The 21,214-nt window shown below is 69.0% G+C and carries 15 protein-coding genes and 1 pseudogene; 12 read left to right on the top strand and 4 right to left on the bottom strand.

Annotated elements, in window-relative coordinates:
• Positions 1-54: 54 nt before the first annotated feature.
• Complete coding sequence (locus AB0A94_RS02730; RefSeq protein ID WP_361737759.1) at positions 55-1,266, bottom strand: NAD(P)/FAD-dependent oxidoreductase; 1,212 nt, start codon at positions 1,264-1,266, stop codon at positions 55-57.
• Positions 1,267-1,561: 295 nt separating this feature from the next.
• Here AB0A94_RS02730 and AB0A94_RS02725 point away from each other — a divergent pair, with 295 nt between their 5' ends.
• The 4 genes from AB0A94_RS02725 (at position 1,562) to AB0A94_RS02710 (ending at position 7,373) form a co-directional block, all read left to right on the top strand.
• Positions 1,562-2,113, top strand: coding sequence for a helix-turn-helix domain-containing protein (locus AB0A94_RS02725; protein ID WP_361737756.1), 552 nt, complete (start codon positions 1,562-1,564; stop codon positions 2,111-2,113).
• Positions 2,110-3,642, top strand: a complete 1,533-nt coding sequence (locus AB0A94_RS02720) for an MFS transporter (RefSeq protein ID WP_361737753.1) — start codon at positions 2,110-2,112, stop codon at positions 3,640-3,642. Before AB0A94_RS02725 ends, AB0A94_RS02720 begins: the two co-directional genes overlap by 4 nt.
• 291 nt (positions 3,643-3,933) lie before the next feature.
• Positions 3,934-5,703 carry a phosphatidylglycerol lysyltransferase domain-containing protein gene (locus tag AB0A94_RS02715; RefSeq protein ID WP_361737750.1) on the top strand — a complete coding sequence of 590 codons (1,770 nt, stop codon included), beginning with the start codon at positions 3,934-3,936 and terminating at the stop codon, positions 5,701-5,703.
• A gap of 299 nt (positions 5,704-6,002) precedes the next feature.
• Positions 6,003-7,373 (top strand): cytochrome P450, encoded by a 1,371-nt coding sequence (locus AB0A94_RS02710; protein WP_361737747.1) that lies wholly within the window; start codon positions 6,003-6,005, stop codon positions 7,371-7,373.
• Positions 7,374-7,626: 253 nt separating this feature from the next.
• On the opposite strand, the gene AB0A94_RS02705 is transcribed toward AB0A94_RS02710, so the two are convergent.
• Positions 7,627-9,156, bottom strand: coding sequence for a UDP-N-acetylglucosamine 1-carboxyvinyltransferase (locus AB0A94_RS02705; RefSeq protein WP_217129211.1), 1,530 nt, complete (start codon positions 9,154-9,156; stop codon positions 7,627-7,629).
• A 70-nt stretch (positions 9,157-9,226) separates the two neighbouring features.
• Positions 9,227-9,427 (bottom strand): DUF4236 domain-containing protein, encoded by a 201-nt coding sequence (locus tag AB0A94_RS02700; protein ID WP_361737743.1) that lies wholly within the window; start codon positions 9,425-9,427, stop codon positions 9,227-9,229.
• Between the two features lie 298 nt (positions 9,428-9,725).
• On the opposite strand from AB0A94_RS02700, the gene AB0A94_RS02695 reads away from it, so the two are divergent.
• Together AB0A94_RS02695 and AB0A94_RS02690 are read left to right on the top strand one after the other, a co-directional pair.
• Complete coding sequence (locus AB0A94_RS02695) at positions 9,726-12,524, top strand: aconitate hydratase (RefSeq protein WP_361737740.1); 2,799 nt, start codon at positions 9,726-9,728, stop codon at positions 12,522-12,524.
• A 274-nt stretch (positions 12,525-12,798) separates the two neighbouring features.
• Positions 12,799-13,893: a lytic polysaccharide monooxygenase gene (locus AB0A94_RS02690; RefSeq protein ID WP_361737737.1), complete on the top strand. Its 1,095-nt coding sequence runs from the start codon at positions 12,799-12,801 to the stop codon at positions 13,891-13,893.
• Positions 13,894-13,955: 62 nt separating this feature from the next.
• Here AB0A94_RS02690 and AB0A94_RS02685 read toward each other — a convergent pair whose 3' ends face one another.
• Complete coding sequence (locus AB0A94_RS02685) at positions 13,956-14,948, bottom strand: acetylxylan esterase (RefSeq protein ID WP_361737734.1); 993 nt, start codon at positions 14,946-14,948, stop codon at positions 13,956-13,958.
• A gap of 264 nt (positions 14,949-15,212) precedes the next feature.
• Here AB0A94_RS02685 and AB0A94_RS02680 point away from each other — a divergent pair, with 264 nt between their 5' ends.
• From AB0A94_RS02680 to AB0A94_RS02655, 6 genes and pseudogenes are all read left to right on the top strand, one after another.
• The gene (locus AB0A94_RS02680; RefSeq protein WP_361737731.1) at positions 15,213-16,205 is read left to right on the top strand and encodes an ABC transporter permease subunit; all 993 of its coding nucleotides are present in this window, start codon (positions 15,213-15,215) and stop codon (positions 16,203-16,205) included.
• Positions 16,199-17,080, top strand: a complete 882-nt coding sequence (locus tag AB0A94_RS02675) for a carbohydrate ABC transporter permease (RefSeq protein ID WP_361737728.1) — start codon at positions 16,199-16,201, stop codon at positions 17,078-17,080. Before AB0A94_RS02680 ends, AB0A94_RS02675 begins: the two co-directional genes overlap by 7 nt.
• A gap of 62 nt (positions 17,081-17,142) precedes the next feature.
• Positions 17,143-18,798, top strand: a complete 1,656-nt coding sequence (locus tag AB0A94_RS02670; RefSeq protein WP_361737725.1) for an extracellular solute-binding protein — start codon at positions 17,143-17,145, stop codon at positions 18,796-18,798.
• A complete protein-coding gene (locus tag AB0A94_RS02665) occupies positions 18,795-20,312 on the top strand; it encodes a xylan 1,4-beta-xylosidase (RefSeq protein ID WP_361737722.1) in 1,518 nt (505 codons plus the stop codon). Before AB0A94_RS02670 ends, AB0A94_RS02665 begins: the two co-directional genes overlap by 4 nt.
• Positions 20,309-20,992 (top strand): hypothetical protein, encoded by a 684-nt coding sequence (locus AB0A94_RS02660; protein WP_361737719.1) that lies wholly within the window; start codon positions 20,309-20,311, stop codon positions 20,990-20,992. The genes AB0A94_RS02665 and AB0A94_RS02660 overlap by 4 nt, the downstream gene beginning before the upstream one ends.
• Positions 20,989-21,191: pseudogene (locus AB0A94_RS02655) on the top strand (beta-galactosidase); the annotation flags it as partial. The gene AB0A94_RS02660 and the pseudogene AB0A94_RS02655, both read left to right, overlap by 4 nt.
• Between the last annotated feature and the right edge of the window lie 23 nt (positions 21,192-21,214).

The raw sequence follows: 21,214 nt of genomic DNA, 5'->3' as shown, positions 1-21,214 counted from the left end.
CATGTGCAGTAGCGACATCGTTCGGCGACCAGTGTGCCCGGCAGCAACGCGACCTCACGACGGCTGGTGGCCTGCCAGGGGCGGGAGGGCTCGGGCCCGGAGGGCGGCCTGCCTGCGGATGCTGCGCCTCGTCAGTGTCGCCGGGACGGCGGACACCAGGTCGCCGATCCCTCCGGCGAGGGTGGCCACGCGGCTGCGTCCCTCAGCCCTGGTGCTGAACTCCACGGCCCGCGCGGTGATGCTCTGCGCCGCTTTGGCGAAGGGCCGGACCTCGGCCTCGAACCGCGCGAACGCGAGAGTGACGTCATCGGTGTCCCGTAGGGACTCGGCCAGCGCCTTCGCGCCCGGCAGCGACGCGTGCGCGCCCATGCCGGACACCGGGTCGATGCAGTGCGCGGAGTCGCCGAGGAGCACGACCCGGCGGGTGTACCAGCGCGGCAGCCGCACCTGGGAGAACCGGGTCAGTTTGGTGTCCTCGGACTTCCGTGCTGCCGCCGCGACAGCGCGCATGTCCGGGCCCAGGCGTTCGACCATGTCACAGACCCGCTCGACCAGCATCGGCTCGTCCGGCACGGTCGAGCCCGGCACGGGAACAACCGCCATGACCGATGTCTGGTCGGTGTCCAGGAACGGCCAGATCATCGACAGCATCCCCTCACGGGAGGCGATCACCGCACGCCCGTCGGGCAGCGGCACGTCGGCGTTGATCCATACGTGTGTCAGGCCGTTGCGGTACACGCTGTGCACTTCGGATGCCAGCGTCAGCCGGCGCACCGTCGAGTGCAGCCCGTCCGCCCCGACGACCACGTCGAACGACTCCGCCGAACCGTCACTGAACCGGGCCAGGACGTCGTCGCTACGGTGCTCCAGTGCTTCGAGCCCGACTCCCAGTCTCTTCTCGACTGCGGCGGGCAGGTGTGCGAAGAGCCGCGACAGCAGCACCGAACGGCGAGCGAGGCGCCATTCGGCGTCGCCGTCGATCTTGAGCTCGCGGACCTTGCGCGTGCCCCACCGCACCGACATCGCCGGCGCCGCGAAGGTCACCTCATCGATGATCTGCTGGCCGCCCATGAGCCGCAGTACCCGCGTCGCTTGAGCATCCAGCTGCAGCAGATAACTGCTCGGGTACGGCTCGGCCTCCTTGTCGACGAGCACGACCTCCCATCCCTCACGCTCCAGCCACCACGCCGCGGCACACCCGGCCATTCCGCAGCCCACGACGAGAGCCCGTCGGTGGCGGACGGGCTCCACAGTTCCGAAATCCATACGCACCCCAAAACCAAAACTAGTCTGACTTGTCAGTCTAGTTTATGGTGAGGTCGATGACTGTCAATGCCGGATGCGACGCGCCTGGCGGCTTGGCTACGTCGAGAGGGGGGCGCGTGGATGCCGCGTGCCGGCCCCCGTGTCGGCGCGTGACTGCTCCCGGATGGTCGGACCTCCGGTGCCGGCCCGGTCGCGCGGTGCGGGGCGTGGAGTCCTCCAAGGGGATCGATCCGTAACGAGAGACGGTGTTGTCTCTGATGAGACAACAATGTCTCATGTGGGTTACTGTTGACTCATGAGCTTCGATCGTGATCAAGTGCTGCGTGCCGCTGCCGATCTGCTGACGCGCAAGGCAACGGCGACCACCGAAGAGGTCGCCCGGGCCGCCGGGATCAGCAGGGCGACGCTGAACCGTCACTTCCCCGGACGCGACGCCCTGGTACGCGCCCTGGAGGATCTCGGCATCGCCGAGTGCGAGGCAGCGCTGGACTCGGCCCGCCTGGAGGAGGGCACGGCAGAAGACGCGGTGCGCCGCCTGGTCCGTGCCCTCGAGCCCTGCACGAGCCTGCTCGCCTTCCTCTACTCCGAGAACCAGCTCTTCGAGGGCGAGGGGCAGCACGCGGGCTGGTCCCGTATCGATGAGCGGCTCACCGCCCTGTTCCGGCGCGGTCAGGCCGATGGCGAGTTCCGCATCGACCTGAGTGCGGTGTGGCTCACCGAGGCCCTCTACGGCCTGCTGGCCGCCGGCGGCTGGGCCGTCATCGAGGGCCGGGTGGCCCGCAACGACTTCACCCACATGATCGCCGAGCTGCTGCTCGGCGGCACGATGCGAAGGGACGCATCATGACCCATCCCCTGAGTACGGCCGAGCAGGGCAGCACACAACGGGCTCCGGGCCGCTGGATCGCCCTGGGCGTCCTGGTCCTGGCCGTGCTCCTCGTCGCGGTGGACGCCACCGTCCTCGGCCTGGCCACGCCCTACCTCAGCGAAGACCTGCAGCCCTCGGGCACCCAGCTGCTGTGGATCGGCGACGCCTACTCGTTCGTGATCGCCGGCCTGCTCATCTCCATGGGCAGCCTGGGAGACCGCATCGGCCGCAAGCGCCTGCTGTTGATCGGAGCGACCGCGTTCGGGCTGGTCTCCGTCCTGAACGCCTACGCGCAGACCCCCGAGATGATGATCGTCGCCCGGGCGCTGCTCGGTGTCGCCGGCGCCACGCTGATGCCGTCCACGCTCGCGTTGATCCGCAACCTCTTCCACGACCCGCGTGAGCGCAGTCTCGCCATCGGCATCTGGAGCGCCGCCGCCTCGGCGGGCATGGCGGTCGGTCCGATCGTCGGTGGCGTGCTGCTGGAGCACTTCTGGTGGGGATCGGTCTTCCTGATCAACCTGCCCGTGATGGCGTTGCTGGTCATCGTCGGTGTCAAGATGCTGCCGGAATCCCGCAACCCCTCCCCGGGCCCGTGGGATCTGCCGAGCGTCTTCCTGTCGCTGGTCGGCATGATCGGCGTCGTGTACGCCATCAAGGAGGCCGCCTCCGAAGGGTTCGCCTGGCTCACTCTCGCGGCAGGCGTGCTCGGTGCAGCCGCTCTCTACGGGTTCGTCCGGCGTCAGCGTGCCCTGCCCGTCCCGCTGGTGGACGTCCGGCTGTTCCGCAACCGCGGCTTCAGCGGCGCCGTCCTGGCGAACGTACTGACCATTCTCGGACTCTCCGGTCTGCTGTTCTTCCTCTCCCAGTACCTCCAACTGGTCCAGGACCGGCGGCCCATCGAAGCGGGCATCGCCGAACTGCCGGCCGCCGCGGGCGCGGTCGTGGCCGGTCTGGTCGCCGGCGCCGCGGCGCGACGCTTCTCGGTGCGTGCGGTCGTCTCCAGCGGCCTGGCCGTCATCGGCCTGTCCCTGGCCGCACTGACCACGATCACCCAGACCACCGACTACCCCCTGATCGGAACCACCCTGCTGCTTGTCGGGTTCGGCGCCGGCCTGTCGTTCACGATCACCTCGGACATCATCCTCACCGCCGTCCCCAAGGAACAGGCCGGCGCCGCCTCGGCGGTCTCGGAGACGGCCTACGAGCTGGGCACCGCTCTGGGCATCGCCCTGCTGGGGTCCGTGGTCACCAACATCTACCAGGACTTCACCGGACCGGCCGGAACCCCGGAGGCGGCACACGAATCGCTGGCCGGAGCCGTCGTGGCCGCCGTGCACATGCCCGCCGACGCGGCCGCAGCGCTGCTGCAGGCGGCACGCGAGTCCTTCGTCGACGGTGTGGCACTCGCCGCCGGCGTCGGCGCAGTCCTGCTACTTCTGGCCTCTGCCGTCGCCTGGTTCCTGCTGCGCGGCCAGAAGCTGACGAACGAACCCGTCCAGCACTGACAAGCGGATCGAACAGCGGACGCAGCATCTGCCGCCGCAGACAGAAGCTGTACCGGTAGTGCGGGCCCTGGTGCTCGGGCCCGCATTACCGGTGGCTCCGACGCAGGGAACGAAGTGGACGGGCTGGAACCTCGTCCTGGTCGAGAAGCACTGCCCACGGCTCTTTCGCGCAGTGGCAGCGACTCGCCCGTCGGTCGACCTCGCATCGCGCCCGACCCGCCGACCGCGACAAGTCCCACCAGCGCCCTTGTCCCATGCCCTGCCCTCTGACGACACGACACGGAAGAGACGATGAGCAACCGTCCCGCCAAACTCCAGACCACCGCAGGCCGAGAGTCCCCGCTGTCGCAGCGGGCCGCCTCCTACGCCGTCTGGTACCTACGGGTTGTTGCGTTCGTCAACTTCCTCAGCGCCATATGGGTCTCCCTCGGCCAGGACTTGCGGCGGCACAACCAACAGGATCTGTTCACGCCGTACCTGCTGACCGCCGGATTCGCCTCCGGCGTGGTCACGGCCTTCCTCGCGGTGACGATGCGGCGCCGTAAACGCGCGGCATGGATCCTCAACCTGGCGCTCAGCGGGCTCTTCCTGGCGCTCGTCTGCTTCGCCATGACCTTCCCGCAGTGGCGGCGGCACCCGCAGAACTGGGTCTCGCTTTTTCTCACTGCCGCGTTCGTCGTCGCGCTGTTGGCAGGACGGCGAGAGTTCTACGCCAAGGGCGACCGCTCCAACCCCAAGCTCGCCGCCGTGGTGGCCGTCGGCGGTCTGGCCACGGCTTCACTGCTCGCCTGGTTCCTGGTGACCGCCACCAACCAGACGTCCCAGGCGGGCCATCCCACCACCACAGAGCGCTGGCGCTACGGTACCTGGCAGCTGATCACCGTCACGGTGGACAAGTCACGCTTCCCTGGAATCACCGTCCCGCACTGGGCCAACGTCACCATCAACATGCTGGGAACCGCGCTCGTCTTCACCGTCGCCTACGCCGCGTTCCGCGCCCGCCGCGCCGTCGACCCGCTCACCGAGAACGACGACAAACAGCTGCGGGCACTGCTGGAGCTGCACGGAGAGCGCGACTCCCTCGGCTATTTCTCACTGCGCCGGGACAAGAGCACGGTGTGGTCCCCGACCGGGAAGGCCGCAGTCGCCTACCGCGTGGTGGGCGGCGTGTCCCTGGCGTCCGGGGATCCGATCGGTGACCCGGAAGCCTGGCCGGGCGCCATCACCCCATGGCTCGCCGAGGCACGCGCACACGGCTGGGTGCCGGCCGTCATGGGCGCGAGCGAGGAAGCAGGCACCGTGTACGCCCGGCACGGCCTGGACGCACTCGAACTCGGCGACGAGGCCATCGTCGACGTCGCCGACTTCACCTTGGAGGGCCGCGCCATGCGCACCGTGAGACAGGCCCACAACCGGGTGCGGCGAGCCGGGTACACCGTCCGCATCCGGCGCCACGAGGACGTCACCGCCGATGAGATGGCGCGTCTTGTCGAGCGTGCCGACGACTGGCGCGACGGCGCGACCGAGCGTGGATTCAGCATGGCCCTGGGCCGGCTCGGGGACCCGGAGGACGGGCGCTGCGTGATGGTCGAATGCTACGACGTCGACGGCACACTGCGCGCCCTGCTGTCCTTCGTGCCATGGGGCCCTCACGGGCTCTCCCTCGACCTGATGCGCCGCGACCGCGACTCCGACAACGGCCTGATGGAGTACATGGTCATCGAGCTGCTGCGCCGGGCCGGCGAGATCGACACCACCCAAGTGTCCCTGAACTTCGCGATGTTCCGCTCGGTGTTCGAGCGCGGAGCACGGCTCGGCGCCGGACCGGTACTGCGCATGTGGCGATCGCTGCTGAGCTTCTTCTCCCGCTGGTGGCAGATCGAGTCCCTCTATCGCGCCAACGCGAAGTACCGCCCGATCTGGGAACCGCGCTTCCTGCTCTTCGAGAAGAGCGCAGACCTGCCTCGCATAGGACTGGCATCGGCCCGCGCGGAGGGCTTCCTGGAGGCCCCTGGACTACCGAAATGGCTCCACCGCCGACGCCTGCAAGCCCAGCGCTAGAGGAACGGGGCTTCGCTCAGAAAGGAGTACACGATGAGTCGTTTACGTTTCGCCTGATACATTTACGTCTCACTTGGAATGCCGTTGACTCATGAGTTGCGAGTCGGAACGAGAGCCGCGTCGTCACCGACCTGCTCACACCCACCACTGCACCTGCGGAACGTGTCGCTCAGGCCCTGCCGCCAACCTGACAGAACTCGCATCAACGACGAGTGCACGACGACCCCAGAGCTCCGGACGCCCGCGGATATCAGCCGTGACCAGCGCCCAGCCCAAAGTCGCTTGCTGAGGGGAAGACCATGAACCACCACCCCAACGACATCGAGCCGCCTTGCGCCGGCATCCTCGGCCCGCGCAGCATGAGGACGAAGTTCCTGGCCCGCACCGGTGACCCTGTGGCCAAGCTCATCGCGCCGGGCTTCCGGGGTGACGCCTGTGCGTTGTACGAGCAGATGCGTGTTCAGGGACCAGTCCACCGCAGCCGCACGGGGCTGTTCGCCGTCCTCTCGTACGACGGCTGTCACCAAGTCCTTCAGGATCCACGTTTCTCGACCTGCGAATCACTCACCCGCCCCGCGGACACGTGCGCGCTCGCGTGCTCGGCGCCGGCTCGCACTGAGGGACGCCGCTCATCGGCGAAGCGATCCGACGAGGCGTACGCCATCGCCGAACCGCTGCTGCACCCGGCGCTGCACCAGGCCGCCACACGGATCGACACCGTCGCTCACGACCTGCTTCGCCGGCACGCTGAAGCCGACTCCATAGACCTCGTGGACGACTTCGCCTTTCCACTTGTCGTTGCCTGCCTCAGTGAAGTGCTCGGTATTCCGTCAGCCGATTCAGCACGCTTCGCCGACATGTGCGATGTCATCGGCAGATACGTCCACGGGACGCCCTCAGCAGCCCAGGCGGAAGCGGTCAAGGACGCGCACGAGGACCTGGCAGCCCTGGTCATCCGATTGGAACGTGAGCGGCGACAGAGCCCTGGAGGCGACCTGATCAGTCGACTCACCGCTCCCCGTAGCGGAAACGAGAGAGGGAACGACCTGACCAGGCTGATCGATCACGTGCAACGGCGTGATCGTCAGGAGACGCCAATGACGAGTCTGGGGCGGTCGGGTATTGACTCCGACAAGTCGAGTCTGGAAGGGACCGCCGCAGTCTGCAGGACTCTGGTCGCCTCCGGTCTGGACACCGCGGTCTGTCTGATCGGTAACGCGGTGGCCGCGCTGGCGGCCCGCCCTGACCAATGGCAGACGCTCAGAGCAGCACCGAACCTCGCGGCCAAGGCGGTCGAAGAAACCTTGCGCTTCGATCCTCCACGCCAGTTCGTCCTACGTATCGCCTCCGAGCAGGTCGAGGTGGAAGGTCACCCCCTGCCACCTCGCAGCGGCGTTCTGGTTGTACTCGCTGCGGCCCACCGCGATGGCCACCAATTCCCCTACCCTGCCCGCTTCGACCTCGCACGGAGTTCCCGGCCCAGTCACCTCACAGCGGACGGTGCCATGAGACTTGAGATCTCATTGGCTCGGCTGGCGGGAGAGATCGCCCTATGGACCCTGGCCAGCCGATTGCCACACCTGCGACCGGTGGGGCGGGCGGTCCGCAGACCTGGCGGAGCAGTCAGCGGCTTCATCCGTCTGCCGTTCCGTGCGTCCGCAACTGGCTGAAGGAAGTCTCGCCGCACGAGACGAACGGGCTCATCGGCAGACAGGCGGCCGACGAGCCCGAGGCGTAAGCCGTGATCCGCCGCCGTGGATGGCGGACCTCCTCCACAGGACGGATCACGTGAAGTTCCTGCCGTTCAAGGACCCCACGTCCGACTGGACGTCCCAGACAAGTCCCAGAGGCGCCTGCGAGTTCCCTCCTGCCTTGCGTGTGCGCAGGTCAGGAGGTGGTTCACGCTGTTTGTTCTGAGAACCTTCAGATGTCCCGGAAGATCTCGATCTGCGCCCCGATCGAGTTCAGCCGCTCCGCCAGGTCCTCGTAACCGCGGTTGATGACATACACGTTGCGCAGGACCGACGTGCCCTCCGCCGCCATCATCGCCAGCAGGACCACCACGGCCGGGCGCAGCGCCGGCGGGCACATCATCTCCGCGGCGCGCCAGCGGGTCGGGCCCTCGACCAGGACGCGGTGCGGGTCGAGCAACTGCAGGCGGCCGCCGAGGCGGTTGAGGTCGGTCAGGTAGATGGCGCGGTTGTCGTAGACCCAGTCGTGGATGAGGGTCTTGCCCTGGGCCGTCGCCGCGATCGCCGCGAAGAACGGGACGTTGTCGATGTTGAGGCCCGGGAACGGCATCGGGTGGATCTTGTCGATCGGCGCCTCCAGCTTGGAGGGGCGGACGGTGAGGTCCACCAGCCGGGTGCGGCCGTTGTCGGCGAAGTACTCCGGCGTGCGGTCGTGGTCGAGGCCCATCTCCTCCAGGACCGCCAGCTCGATCTCCAGGAACTCGATGGGGACCCGGCGGACCGTCAGTTCCGACTCCGTCACCACGGCCGCGGCCACCAGGCTCATCGCCTCGACCGGGTCCTCGGAGGGGGAGTAGTCCACGTCGACGTCGATGGTGGGCACGCCGTGCACGGTGAGCGTGGTGGTGCCGATGCCGTCGACCTTGACGCCCAGCGCCTCCAGGAAGAAGCACAGGTCCTGGACCATGTAGTTGGAGGACGCGTTGCGGATGACGGTGGCGCCGTCGTGGCGCGCGGCGGCCAGCAGCGCGTTCTCGGTGACCGTGTCCCCGCGCTCGGTCAGCACGATCGGGCGGTCGGGAGCGACGGAACGGTCGACCACCGCGTGGTATTGGCCCTCGGTCGCGGCGACGTCCAGGCCGAACCGGCGCAGCGCGATCATGTGCGGCTCGACGGTGCGCGTGCCGAGGTCGCAGCCGCCGGCGTACGGCAGCATGAAGCGGTCCAGGCGGTGCAGCAGCGGGCCGAGGAACATGATGATGGAGCGGGTGCGGCGGGCGGCGTCCGCGTCGATGGCCGGGAGGTCCAGCTCGGCCGGCGGCACGATCTCCAGGTCGACTCCGTCGTTGATCCAGCGGGTGCGCACGCCGATGGAGTTCAGCACCTCCAGGAGGCGGTAGACCTCCTCGATGCGGGCGACGCGGCGCAGCACGGTGCGGCCCTTGTTGAGCAGCGAGGCGCACAGCAGTGCCACGCACGCGTTCTTGCTCGTCTTCACGTCGATGGCGCCGGAGAGGCGGCGGCCGCCCACCACGCGCAGATGCATCGGACCGGCGTAGCCCAGGGAGACGATCTCACTGTCCAGGGCCTCGCCGATCCGGGCGATCATCTCAAGACTGATGTTCTGGTTGCCGCGCTCGATCCGATTGACGGCGCTCTGGCTGGTGTTGAGCGCCTCGGCGAGCTGCGTCTGCGTCCACCCGCGGTGCTGCCGGGCGTCACGGATGAGCTTGCCGATGCGTACGAGGTAGTCGTCTGACATGAGGATGAGGTTATCTCAGATATGAGATGGCGCCTCTTGGGGTGTCCATTCGGGTGACGCGACGTCAGTGTCACCTGGTGCGACGGGTCTGGCGAGTCCGGCGCCAGCCGAAAGGTCCGGGCAAATCCATCGATGTCGTACGACGTCCCGTACTGCTCCGGGTGTGCCGGGGGCCGTTCTTGCCGCCGGTGGTGATGGACCACGACCGCTTGTTGATGTTCAGCCGCACCCCCGGAAGGATCCGAAAGCTCTTGCGAAACGTGAGTGGCATTCCTGTGTCCCTTCCCGTCCGGAACCGACTCCGTCCCCGATCGGTTACCCCGTCCGGGCGCACTGATGGCATGCGGTGGCGGTGTGGTGGCGGGGGGTGAGGTGCGGCGTGCCGGGTCCGGGCATGACCATTTCGCCCTCGTGTACTAGAGTTATCTCGACATCGAGATATCTGCCGAGGCGCACCGCAGCCGCCACCCTGGTAAGGGCTACCTAACTTAGCCTTACCTTAGCGGATAGGCCAGGGCGGCGTGGCGGCAGGATGCGGTGGTACGCGCACATCAAAGAAGGAGACTGTCGTGTCGGCGAACAGCTTCGACGCCCGCAGCACGCTGCAGGTGGGCGACGAGTCGTACGAGATCTTCCGGCTGGACAAGGTCGAGGGCTCCGCGCGCCTTCCCTACAGCCTGAAGGTGCTGCTGGAGAACCTGCTCCGCACCGAGGACGGCGCGAACATCACCGCCGACCACATCCGCGCCCTGGGCGGCTGGGACTCCCAGGCCCAGCCGTCGCAGGAGATCCAGTTCACGCCGGCCCGCGTGATCATGCAGGACTTCACCGGCGTGCCCTGTGTCGTGGACCTCGCCACCATGCGGGAGGCCGTCAAGGAGCTCGGCGGCGACCCGAACAAGATCAACCCGCTCTCCCCGGCCGAGATGGTCATCGACCACTCCGTCATCGCCGACAAGTTCGGCACCAACGACGCCTTCAAGCAGAACGTCGACCTGGAGTACGGCCGCAACCGCGAGCGTTACCAGTTCCTGCGCTGGGGCCAGACCGCCTTCGACGACTTCAAGGTCGTCCCGCCCGGCACCGGCATCGTCCACCAGGTGAACATCGAGCACCTGGCCCGTGTGGTGATGGTCCGCGACGGCAAGGCCTACCCGGACACGCTCGTCGGCACCGACTCGCACACCACCATGGTCAACGGCCTCGGCGTGCTCGGCTGGGGCGTCGGCGGCATCGAGGCCGAGGCCGCCATGCTCGGCCAGCCGGTCTCCATGCTGATCCCGCGCGTCGTCGGCTTCAAGCTGACCGGCGAGCTCAAGCCCGGCACCACCGCCACCGACCTGGTGCTCACCATCACCGAGATGCTGCGCAAGCACGGCGTCGTCGGCAAGTTCGTCGAGTTCTACGGCGAGGGCGTGGCGGCCACGAGCCTCGCCAACCGCGCCACCATCGGCAACATGTCGCCGGAGTTCGGCTCCACCGCCGCGATCTTCCCGATCGACGACGAGACCCTGAACTACATGCGCCTGACCGGCCGCAGCGACCAGCAGGTCGCCCTCGTCGAGGCGTACGCCAAGGAGCAGGGCCTCTGGCTGGACCCGCAGGCCGAGCCGGACTTCTCCGAGAAGCTCGAGCTGGACCTCTCCACGGTCGTCCCGTCCATCGCCGGCCCGAAGCGCCCGCAGGACCGCATCGTCCTGGCCGAGGCCGCCCAGCAGTTCGCGAAGGACATCCTCAACTACGTCGAGGTCCCCGCCGCGCAGCAGTCCGGCACCGCGGCCTCCCCGGTCGACGAGGCGAGCGACGAGTCCTTCCCGGCCTCCGACGCCCCGGCCTACGGCAGTCAGGAGAACGGCGCCGGCGCCCCGCAGCACGCCGACGGAACCGGTGCCGCCGTCCCGTCGAACCCGGTGGTCGTCACCGCCGCCGACGGCACGACCTACGAGCTCGACCACGGTGCGGTGACGGTCGCGGCCATCACCTCCTGCACCAACACCTCCAACCCGTACGTCATGGTCGCCGCCGCGCTGGTGGCCAAGAAGGCGGTGGAGAAGGGCCTGACCCGCAAGCCGTGGGTCAAGACCACCCTCGCCCCGGGCTCCAAGGTCGTCACCGACTACTTCGAGAAGGCGGGCCTCACCCCGTACCTCGACAAGGTCGGCTTCAACCTCGTCGGCTACGGCTGCACCACCTGCATCGGCAACTCCGGCCCGCTGCCGGAGGAGGTCTCCCAGGCGGTCAACGAGCACGACCTCGCCGTCACCTCGGTGCTCTCCGGCAACCGCAACTTCGAGGGCCGGATCAACCCCGACGTCAAGATGAACTACCTGGCGTCCCCGCCGCTGGTCGTCGCCTACGCGATCGCCGGTTCCATGAAGGTGGACATCACCCGCGAGGCCCTCGGGTACGACCAGGACAACAACCCGGTCTTCCTGAAGGACATCTGGCCCTCCGAGGCCGAGGTCAACGACGTCGTCGCCAACGCCATCGGCGAGGACATGTTCTCCAAGTCCTACGCGGACGTCTTCGCCGGTGACGCCCAGTGGCAGGCGCTGCCCATCCCCACCGGCGACACCTTCGAGTGGGACGCCGAGTCCACCTACGTGCGCAAGCCCCCGTACTTCGAGGGCATGGGCATGGAGCCGGCCCCGGTCGAGGACATCACCGGCGCCCGCGTGCTGGCCAAGCTGGGCGACTCGGTCACCACCGACCACATCTCCCCGGCCGGCGCCATCAAGGCCGACACCCCGGCCGGCAAGTACCTCACGGAGCACGGCATCGAGCGCCGCGACTTCAACAGCTACGGCTCGCGCCGCGGCAACCACGAGGTCATGATCCGCGGTACGTTCGCCAACATCCGCCTGCGCAACCAGATCGCGCCGGGCACCGAGGGCGGCTACACCCGCGACTTCACCCAGGACGGCGGTCCGGTGTCGTTCATCTACGACGCCTCCCGCAACTACATCGAGCAGGGCGTCCCGCTCGTCGTCCTGGCCGGCAAGGAGTACGGCTCCGGCTCGTCCCGCGACTGGGCCGCCAAGGGCACCGCGCTGCTCGGCGTCAAGGCCGTCATCGCCGAGTCCTACGAGCGCATCCACCGCTCGAACCTCATCGGCATGGGCGTCCTGCCGCTGCAGTTCCCCGAGGGCCACACCGCCGAGTCCCTCGGCCTGACCGGCGAGGAGACCTTCTCCGTTGCCGGCGTCACCGAGCTGAACGAGGGCACCACCCCGCGCACGGTGAAGGTCACCACCGACACCGGCGTCGAGTTCGACGCGGTCGTCCGCATCGACACCCCCGGTGAGGCCGACTACTACCGCAACGGCGGCATCCTGCAGTACGTGCTGCGCAGCCTGATCCGCAAGTAAGCGGTACGGCAGGGCGGTCGAGGGCCGTATCCCCGGTGACGGGGGTACGGCCCCTGCCGTTGCCGCCGCTGTACGCCGAAGCTTCACCGGGCTTCGGCTGCAAGCGTTTACAAGCGGGTCGCTCCACGCTACCTTCCCCTCACGGACGAGGTGGGAGCGCTCCCATTCTCCGGTGGACCGGAACCCGCCGCCGGGACCCTCCCGCCTCGCCCCCTCCCTGCACCCCTGCGTGATCCGTCGATCCGTCACCTCCACAGTCGCGGACAGGTATGTCATGATCACAACAAAACCGGAGGGTGGGGCGGCTTCCCGATCAGCGCTCTCCACCCGCACCCGAGCCCTCTTCCTCGTCCTGGTCTCCCTGCTCGCCACCGTCCCGGCCGTCGGCCTGGTCGTGACGGCGGGCGGTGAGGCCGAAGCCCACGGCACCCCCATGAAGCCCGGCAGCCGCACCTTCCTGTGCCGGCAGGACGCGTTGACCGACACCGGCGAGATCAAGCCGGTCAACCCGGCCTGCAAGGCCGCCGCGCGGGTCAGCGGCACCACCCCCTTCTACAACTGGTTCTCCGTCCTGCGTTCCGACGGTGCCGGACGCACCCGGGGCTTCGTGCCCGACGGGGAGCTGTGCAGCGGCGGGAACACCAACTTCACCGGCTTCGACACCCCCGGCGCCGACTGGCCGCTCACCCATCTCACCGCCGGCGCGACCGTCGACTTCTCCTACAACGCCTGGGCCGCCCACCCCGGTTGGTTCCACGTGTACATCACCAAGGACGGCTTCGACCCGACCCGGCCCCTCACCTGGGCCGGCATGGAGGAGCAGCCCTTCCTCACCGTCGACCACCCGCCGCTCAACGGGTCCCCGGGCAGCGTCGAGGCCGACTACCGCTGGAGCGGACAGCTCCCGGCGGACAAGTCCGGCCGCCACGTCGTCTACATGGTGTGGCAGCGCTCGGACAGCCAGGAGACCTTCTACTCCTGCTCCGACGTCGTCTTCGACGGCGGCGACGGCGAGGTGACCGGCGTCAAGGACCCCGGCGACCCGACCGACCCCGACCCCGTCCCGGGGGAGTGCACCGCCACCCGCGGCACCACGGGCAGCTGGAGCGGCGGCCACCAGTCCGAGGTGACCGTCACCAACACCGGCGACGTGCCGATGCTCGGCTGGATGGTCGACTGGACCCTCCCGGACGGCCAGAGCGTGGACAGTCTGTGGGGCGGCGACGCCACCTACGACGGCCAGGACGTGATGGTCCACAACGCCGGCTACAACGGCTCCCTCGATCCGGGGGAGAGCACGACGTTCGGCTATGTGGTCTCCGGCCCGGGCGGTGACGGTACGACGGCCCTGCCCTGCCGGGTCGGCTGAGCGCCCCCGTGGGCGGCCCCGATGGCGCGTCCGGTCGTCATCGGTGCCGCCCACGCGCCCCTTCAGCCGTCCAACAGGACTCTGAGCCAATCCAGTTGGCGCCGCACATGCACCGCGTCCCCGCCCTCGTGCCCGTTGAAGGGATAGGCGTGGAGCACCTTGGCCGGGTCCCCGCCCGTGCGCTCCGCGTACCGGTTGAACGCCGCGTACGCCCCGCTCGGCGGACAGACCGTGTCGCGCAGCCCGACCCCGAAGTGGGCCGGCGCGTGCGCGCGCCGGGCGAAGGAGACGCCCTCGACGTAGGAGAGGGTGCGGCGGGCGGCCTCCTCGGCGCCCCGGTGGACCGCGAGGTAGGCGGTGATCTCGCCGTACGGGGGCACGTCGGTGAGGTCCAGGGCGCGGTGGATGCCGCACAGCAGCGGGGCGGTGACCAGGAGCGCCGCCAGGTCCGGTACGAGGCCCGCCACGGCCAGCGCGAGTCCGCCGCCCTGGCTGTTGCCCACGGCCGCGACGCGGCCGGCGTCGACCCCCGGCAGCGCGCGCACGGCGGCCACCGCGCGCACCGCGTCCGTGATCAGCCGGCGGTAGTGGTAGTCCCCCGGGTCGAGCAGACCGCGGACCGCCGGGCCGGGGCCGCCCGGCGCCACGGCGTGCGGGTCGGGGGTGTCGCCGCCGCAGCCGTACTGGTCGCCCTGGCCGCGGTTGTCCATCAGCAGATGCGCGTACCCGGCGTTCACCCAGGTCAGCCGTTCGTGCGGCAGCCCGCGTCCGCGCCCGTACCCCGCGAACTCCACCACCGCCGGAAGGGGTTCGGCCATTCCCGCGGGGAGGCTGAACCAGGCGCGCACCGGGTCGCCCGCGAAGCCGCGGAACGTCACGTCCCAGGTCTCGGTGAGCCGCAGCCCGTTCTCCACCGGCCGGACCGAGACCAGTGGATCCCCCTCGGCCGACGCCTCCTCCAGCGTGCGCTCCCAGAAGGCGTCGAAGTCGGCGGGCTCCTCGATGTCCGGGCGGTGGCGCTCCAGTTCAGCCGGGGACAGGTCGAACGCGGGCACGGGGCACCTCGCAGAGTCGAAACGGAGTCGAACGGACGGCACGGCCGATCGTTGCGAGCGCGCACCAGAAAGTTCCGGGGACGTTAACAGATCGAGAGCCACTTCCACAGCCGTGTGCACCGGATTCGTCACCGCCGGGATCTCGGAAATTTCCGGCGCGCACCACCCATTGACAGCGCTTACTGCTGCTCGTAGGTTGCCGCAAGTTATCGGCAAGAGCTCGAAAGTTTCGGTTCCGCGTCACAGGCACGAGAGGCCCGAGCCATGAGCACCCCCACCGCGTCGGCTCCACCGCCGGGCACGCAGGACCCGCCGCCGACGAAGACACCCCCACGGCGCACACGCTCACCCGCACGCACCGGCTGGCGGCGCGCGCTGCGCAGGGACTGGCAGTTGTACTCGCTGGCCGTGCTGCCGCTGCTGTTCTTCCTGGTGTTCCGCTATCTGCCGATGATCGGCAACGTGATCGCGTTCCGCCGGTTCGAACCGGGCGGCTCGGTCTTCGGCGAGTACTGGGTGGGACTGCGCTACGTCGAGATGTTCCTGTCCGACCCGACCTTCTGGCAGGTGTTCAGGAACACCCTGTGGATGGGCGGACTCACGCTCGTCTTCTGCTTCCCGATACCGATCGTGCTCGCCCTGCTGCTCAACGAGGTGCGCCGGAAATCGCTGAAGCGGTTCGTGCAGTCGGTGTCGTACCTGCCGCACTTCCTGTCGATCGTGATCGTCGCCGGCATTACGCTGCAGCTGCTCGCCACGGACGGCCCGGTCAACCACGTCCTCGGCTGGTTCGGGCACGACCCGATCCGGTTCATCCAGGAACCCGGCTGGTTCCGCGCCGTCTACGTCGGCTCGGAGATCTGGCAGACCGCCGGCTGGGGAACGATCCTCTACCTCGCCGCGCTCACCACCATCGACGAGGACCTGTACGAGGCCGCCCGCATCGACGGAGCCAACCGCTGGCAGCAGATCTGGCACGTCACCCTGCCCGGCATCCGCCCCACCATGATCACGCTGCTGATCCTCAACATCGGCACGTTCATGGCCGTCGGCTTCGAGAAGGTCCTGTTGCTCTACAACCCGCTGACATATCCGACTGCCGACGTGATCTCCACCTACCTCTACCGGACCGGTGTGGAGTCCAACAGCTTCAGCTACGCCGCCGCGATCGGCCTGTTCGAGGCGATCATCGGTCTGGTCCTGATCACCTCGGCCAACCAGTTGTCGCGCCGCACCGTGGGGACGAGCCTGTGGTGAGCGTCAACCGGCCGACGCGCGGCCACCGCGTCTTCCAGGGCGTCAACGGTGTGATCCTCACCCTGGTCGTCCTGGTGACGCTGTACCCCTTCGTCAACATCATCGCCCGCTCGTTCAGCGGGGAGCGACAGATCCGCGCCGGTGAGGTGACCCTGTGGCCCAAGGGGTTCAACCTCACCACCTACGACATCGTCGTCTCCGACTCGATGTTCTGGCGCAACTACGGCAACACCGTCTTCTACACGGTGGTCTCCACCGCCGTCGCCATGGTGCTGACCACCTGTTACGCCTACGTCCTGTCGAAGAAGAACCTCAAAGGGCGCGGCGCCCTGGTCGGGATCGCCGTCTTCACCATGTTCTTCACCGGCGGCCTGATCCCCCACTACGTCCTGATCACCAGCCTCGGCCTGAAGAACAGCGTGTGGGCCATCGCCCTGCCGAACGCGATCAGCGTCTTCAACCTGCTGGTGATGAAGGCCTTCTTCGAGAGCCTGCCGACCGAACTGGAGGAGGCCGCGCAGATCGACGGCCTCAGCACGTACGGCATCCTGCTGCGGATCGTGCTGCCGCTGTCCAAGGCGGTCGTCGCGACCATGGTGCTCTTCTACTCGGTGTCCTTCTGGAACTCCTGGTTCTCGGCGTTCCTCTACATGGACCGCACCGAACTGATGCCGGTCACGGTCTATCTGCGCAACCTGCTCGCGGGCGCCACCTCAGGCACCGGCGCCGGCGCGGCCACCGAGCAGCTCACCCAGGTCTCGGCGAACATCCAGGCCGTCACGATCGTGCTCACCTCGCTGCCGATCCTCTGCCTGTACCCGTTCGTGCAGCGCTACTTCGTCTCGGGCGTGATGCTCGGCGCGGTCAAGGGCTGACGGCCGCACCCCTTCCCCCTCCCCCCTCCACCCCGACCCGCCGACGCACCAAGGGAGTCCCCGTGAAGAACACCGGACAGCTGTCGCGGCGCCAGATCCTCGGCGCCGCCGGATTCATCGGCCTCGCCGCCCTCACCGGCTGCGGCGGCGGCGACGGCGACGACGCCGAGGACCTGTCGAAGAAGCGCGACGGCGCCATGAAGAACTACCGCGCCGGCGAGCAGTTCAAGGCCACCGAGCCGCTGACCTTCTCCGTCCTGCACAACGACAACCCGGTCTACCCGCTGAAGGACGACTGGCTGTTCTGGAAGGAGCTCACCCGGCGCACCGGCATCACCCTCGAGGCCACCCCGGTCCCGCTGAGCGACTACGAGAAGAAGCGCAGCCTGCTGATCGGCGCGGGTGACGCCCCCCTCCTCATCCCCAAGACCTACCCGGGCGCGGAGACGGCGTTCGTCTCCTCGGGCGCGATCCTCCCGGTCAGCGAGTACGTGGACCTGATGCCCAACTTCCGCGACAAGGTGAAGAGATGGAACCTCCAGCCGGAGGTCGACTCGCTGCGCCAGTCCGACGGCCGCTACTACCTGCTGCCCGGACTGCACGAGAAGGTCAAGCAGGGCTACTCGCTGGCCTTCCGCACCGACGTCCTCGACAAGCACGGCCTGAGCCTGCCCACCACCTGGGACGAGGTGTACGAGACCTTCAAGGCGCTCAAAGAGGAGTACCCCGACCGCTACCCGTTCACCGACCGCTGGAGCACCAACACCCCGTTCCCCGTCGGCGCCCTGTCCCAGTACCTCGGCCAGGCGTACGGCGTCCGGGCCGGCTGGTCGTACCTGAACACCAGCTGGGACGCGCAGGCGCGGAAGTTCGTCTTCACCGGCGCCACGGACGCCTACCGCGGTTTCGTCGAGTACCTGCACAAGCTGGTCTCGGAGAAGCTGATGGACCCCGAGAGCTTCACCCAGACCGACGACGAGGCGGTCAGGAAGATCCTCTCGGAGAAGTCCTTCGCGATCAGCGCCAACCCGCAGGAGCTGGTGCAGAACTACCGCTACAACCTCGGCAAGCAGGTCAAGGGCGCCACCATCGAGATGATCCCGGTGCCGATCGGGCCCGCCGGACCGGTCGTGCTGGGCGGCACCCGGCTGGAGAACGGCATGATGATCTCCAGCAAGGCACTGGAGGGCGACGACTTCGTCGCCCTGATGCAGTTCGTGGACTGGCTCTGGTACTCCGACGCCGGCCAGGAGTTCTGCAAGTGGGGCGTGGAGAACACCACCTTCACCCGCTCCGGGCCCGGGCAGTACGAGCTGAAGCCCGGCATCAGCCTGATGGGCTCGGACCCGGACGCCCCGAAGGACCTCCAGAAGGACTTCGGCTTCCACAACGGCGTCTTCACCTACGGCGGCAGCTGGGCCATGGTCTCCTCCTCCTTCGGCCCCGACGAGAAGAAGTTCACGGACGCCATGGCCTCCCGCGAGCAGCTGCCCGTCGACCCGCCCCACCCGCTGCGCTCCGAGGAACAGGAGCAGGCCACCCTGTGGGACACCCCGCTGAAGGACCACGTCACCCAGAACACCCTCCAGTTCGCCCTCGGCAAGCGCCCGCTGTCCGAGTGGGACGACTACGTCGAGGAGCTGAAGGCCAAGAACATGGACCGGTTCATCGACCTGCACAACCAGGCCTACGAGCGGTTCAAGGAGGAGAACGCGTGATCCGCGTCCCCGACGAGCCGGACGGCCGGCTGTCCGGCGCCTGGCGGTCCTGCGTGGGCACCGGCCGCCTCGACCTCGCCCTGCGCCGCGACTACCAGGACTCCCTCGCCCTGCTCCAGCGCGACATCGGCTTCCGGTACCTGCGCGGCCACGGCCTGCTCAGCGACGGCCTGGGAGTCCACCGCCCCTACGAGTGGCAGGGCACCCGCCGCATCCACCACTCGTTCACCTACCTCGACCAGGTGCTCGACGCCTGCCTCGGCCTCGGCATCCGCCCCTTCCTCGAACTCGGCTTCATGCCGGGCGAGCTGGCCTCGGGGGAGCAGACGGTGTTCTGGTGGAAGGGCAACGTCACCCCGCCCGCCGACGAGAAGGAGTGGACGGACCTGGTCCGCGCCGTCCTCGCCCACCTGATCGACCGCTACGGCGCCGACGAGGTGCGCACCTGGCCCGTCGAGGTGTGGAACGAGCCCGACCTGCCCGCCTTCTGGCTCGACGCGGACGAGACGGCGTACCACCGGCTGTACGAGGCGACCGCGCACGCCGTGAAGGAGGTGGACGCCGAGCTGCGGGTCGGCGGCCCGGCGGTGTCGCCCGGCGCCGACGGCTGGCTGGAGCGGTTCGCCGCGTTCGCCGAACGCCGGGACGTGCCCGTCGACTTCGTCTCCCGGCACGCCTACAGCTCCGGACCCGCCCGGCACGTCCCGTTCGGCGTCCACCAGACACTCGCCCCGGCGAGCGCCCTCCTCGACCAGTTCGCCGAGCCCCGCCGGTCCCTGAAGGGCACCCGGCTGGCGGGCCTGCCCGTCCACATCACCGAGTTCAACTCCTCCTACCGCCCCGACAACCCCGTCCACGACACCGCCTTCCACGCCGCCTACCTGGCCCCGGTCGTCACGGCCGGCGGCGACCACGCCGACTCCTTCTCCTACTGGACGTTCAGCGACGTCTTCGAGGAGACCGGCATCCCGACCGCGCTCTTCCACGGCGGCTTCGGCCTGCTCACCCACCGCCAGGTGCGCAAACCGACCTATCACCTGTACGCCTTCATGGCCCGCACGGGAGAGCACCGGCTGGCGCGGGGGGACGACCACGTGGTGACCCGGCACACCGACGGCCGGGTCACCGTCCTCGCCTGGGCCCCCGTCGACCCGACCGGCCAGGCACCCGGCCCGGACCGGCACACCCTGCGCCTGTCCCTGCCGGTCGGCACCGCCCCGCGCGGCGAGGCGTTCGTCCGTCGCTCCTCCGTCGACGAGGAGCGCGGCAACGCGTACACCGCCTGGCGGCACATGGGCAGCCCCCGCTCACCGAGGCCGGGGCAGCTCGACGTGCTGCACGAGGCCTCCGAACCGGCCCGCGCCCACCACCGGCTGCCGATCGAGGACGGCCGCGTCGACCTCGTCCTCACCCTGGCCCGCCACGAGATCACCCTGGTCGAGCTGACCCCGGTCGACGACGAGACCCCGCCCTGGTGGGACGAGCGGCGGCTGCTCGGCCGGGAGACGCCGTGAGCACCGTACGGGCCGATGCCTTCGGCACCGGGCCGCTGTCCCGGGCCGCCGCCCTGATCCACACGCTCGTCACCGTCGAGGCCCTGCTGCTGCTCACCGCGGCGCCGGGCCTCGCCGGCCTCCTCCTGCTCGCCCCCGACCCCGCCAACCTGCCCCTCGCCGCCCTCTGCCTGCTGCCCCTGGGCCCGGCCGCCTCGGCCGCCCTGCACGCCCTGCACCACCGCAGCCGCGACCTCACCGAACTCCACCCGGCCCGCGCCTTCCTGCGCGGCTGGCGGCTGAACGCCCGGCCCGCGCTGAAACTGTGGGCGCCGCTGCTCGCCTGGCTCACGGTGATCGCCTTCACCCTCACCCACTTCCCCGCCACCGGACTGCCCGGCTGGTGGGCGGCGCTCCTCGCGCTGATCGGCACCGGCTCCCTCCTGTGGGGCGCGCACGCCCTGCTCCTCACCGCCCTGTTCACCTTCCGCGCCCGCGACACCGCCCGGCTCGCCGCCTACTTCCTGCTGCGGCACCCCCGCGCCACCCTCGGCGCCCTCTCCCTGCTGATCCTCACGGCAGCCGGCACCGCCCTGCTCACCGAGGCCCTGCCCACCCTGCTCGCCGCCCCGCTGCTGCTGTCCCTGCTGCACAGCGGCCGCCCGGTGATCGCCGAGACCGAGGAGCACTTCACCGCATGACCCCGCCCCGCACCCCGAAGATCCCCTACGGCGGCGACCACGACCCCGAGCAGTGGCCCGAGGAGGTGTGGGACGAGGACCACCGGCTGTTCACCGAGGCCGCATCGACACCCTCACCGTCGGCGTCTTCTCCTGGTCCCTCACCCAACCCGCCGAGGGCACCTACGACTTCACCGTCCTGGACCGGATCCTCGACCGCGTCGCCCCCGCCTGCTCTTCCTC

Origin of the sequence: Streptomyces sp. NPDC044984, assembly GCF_040646935.1 — a bacterium.
GTDB lineage: Bacteria > Actinomycetota > Actinomycetes > Streptomycetales > Streptomycetaceae > Streptomyces.
Note: the sequence above shows the minus strand (reverse complement) of the source record. Positions and strands in the feature narration are given on the sequence as shown.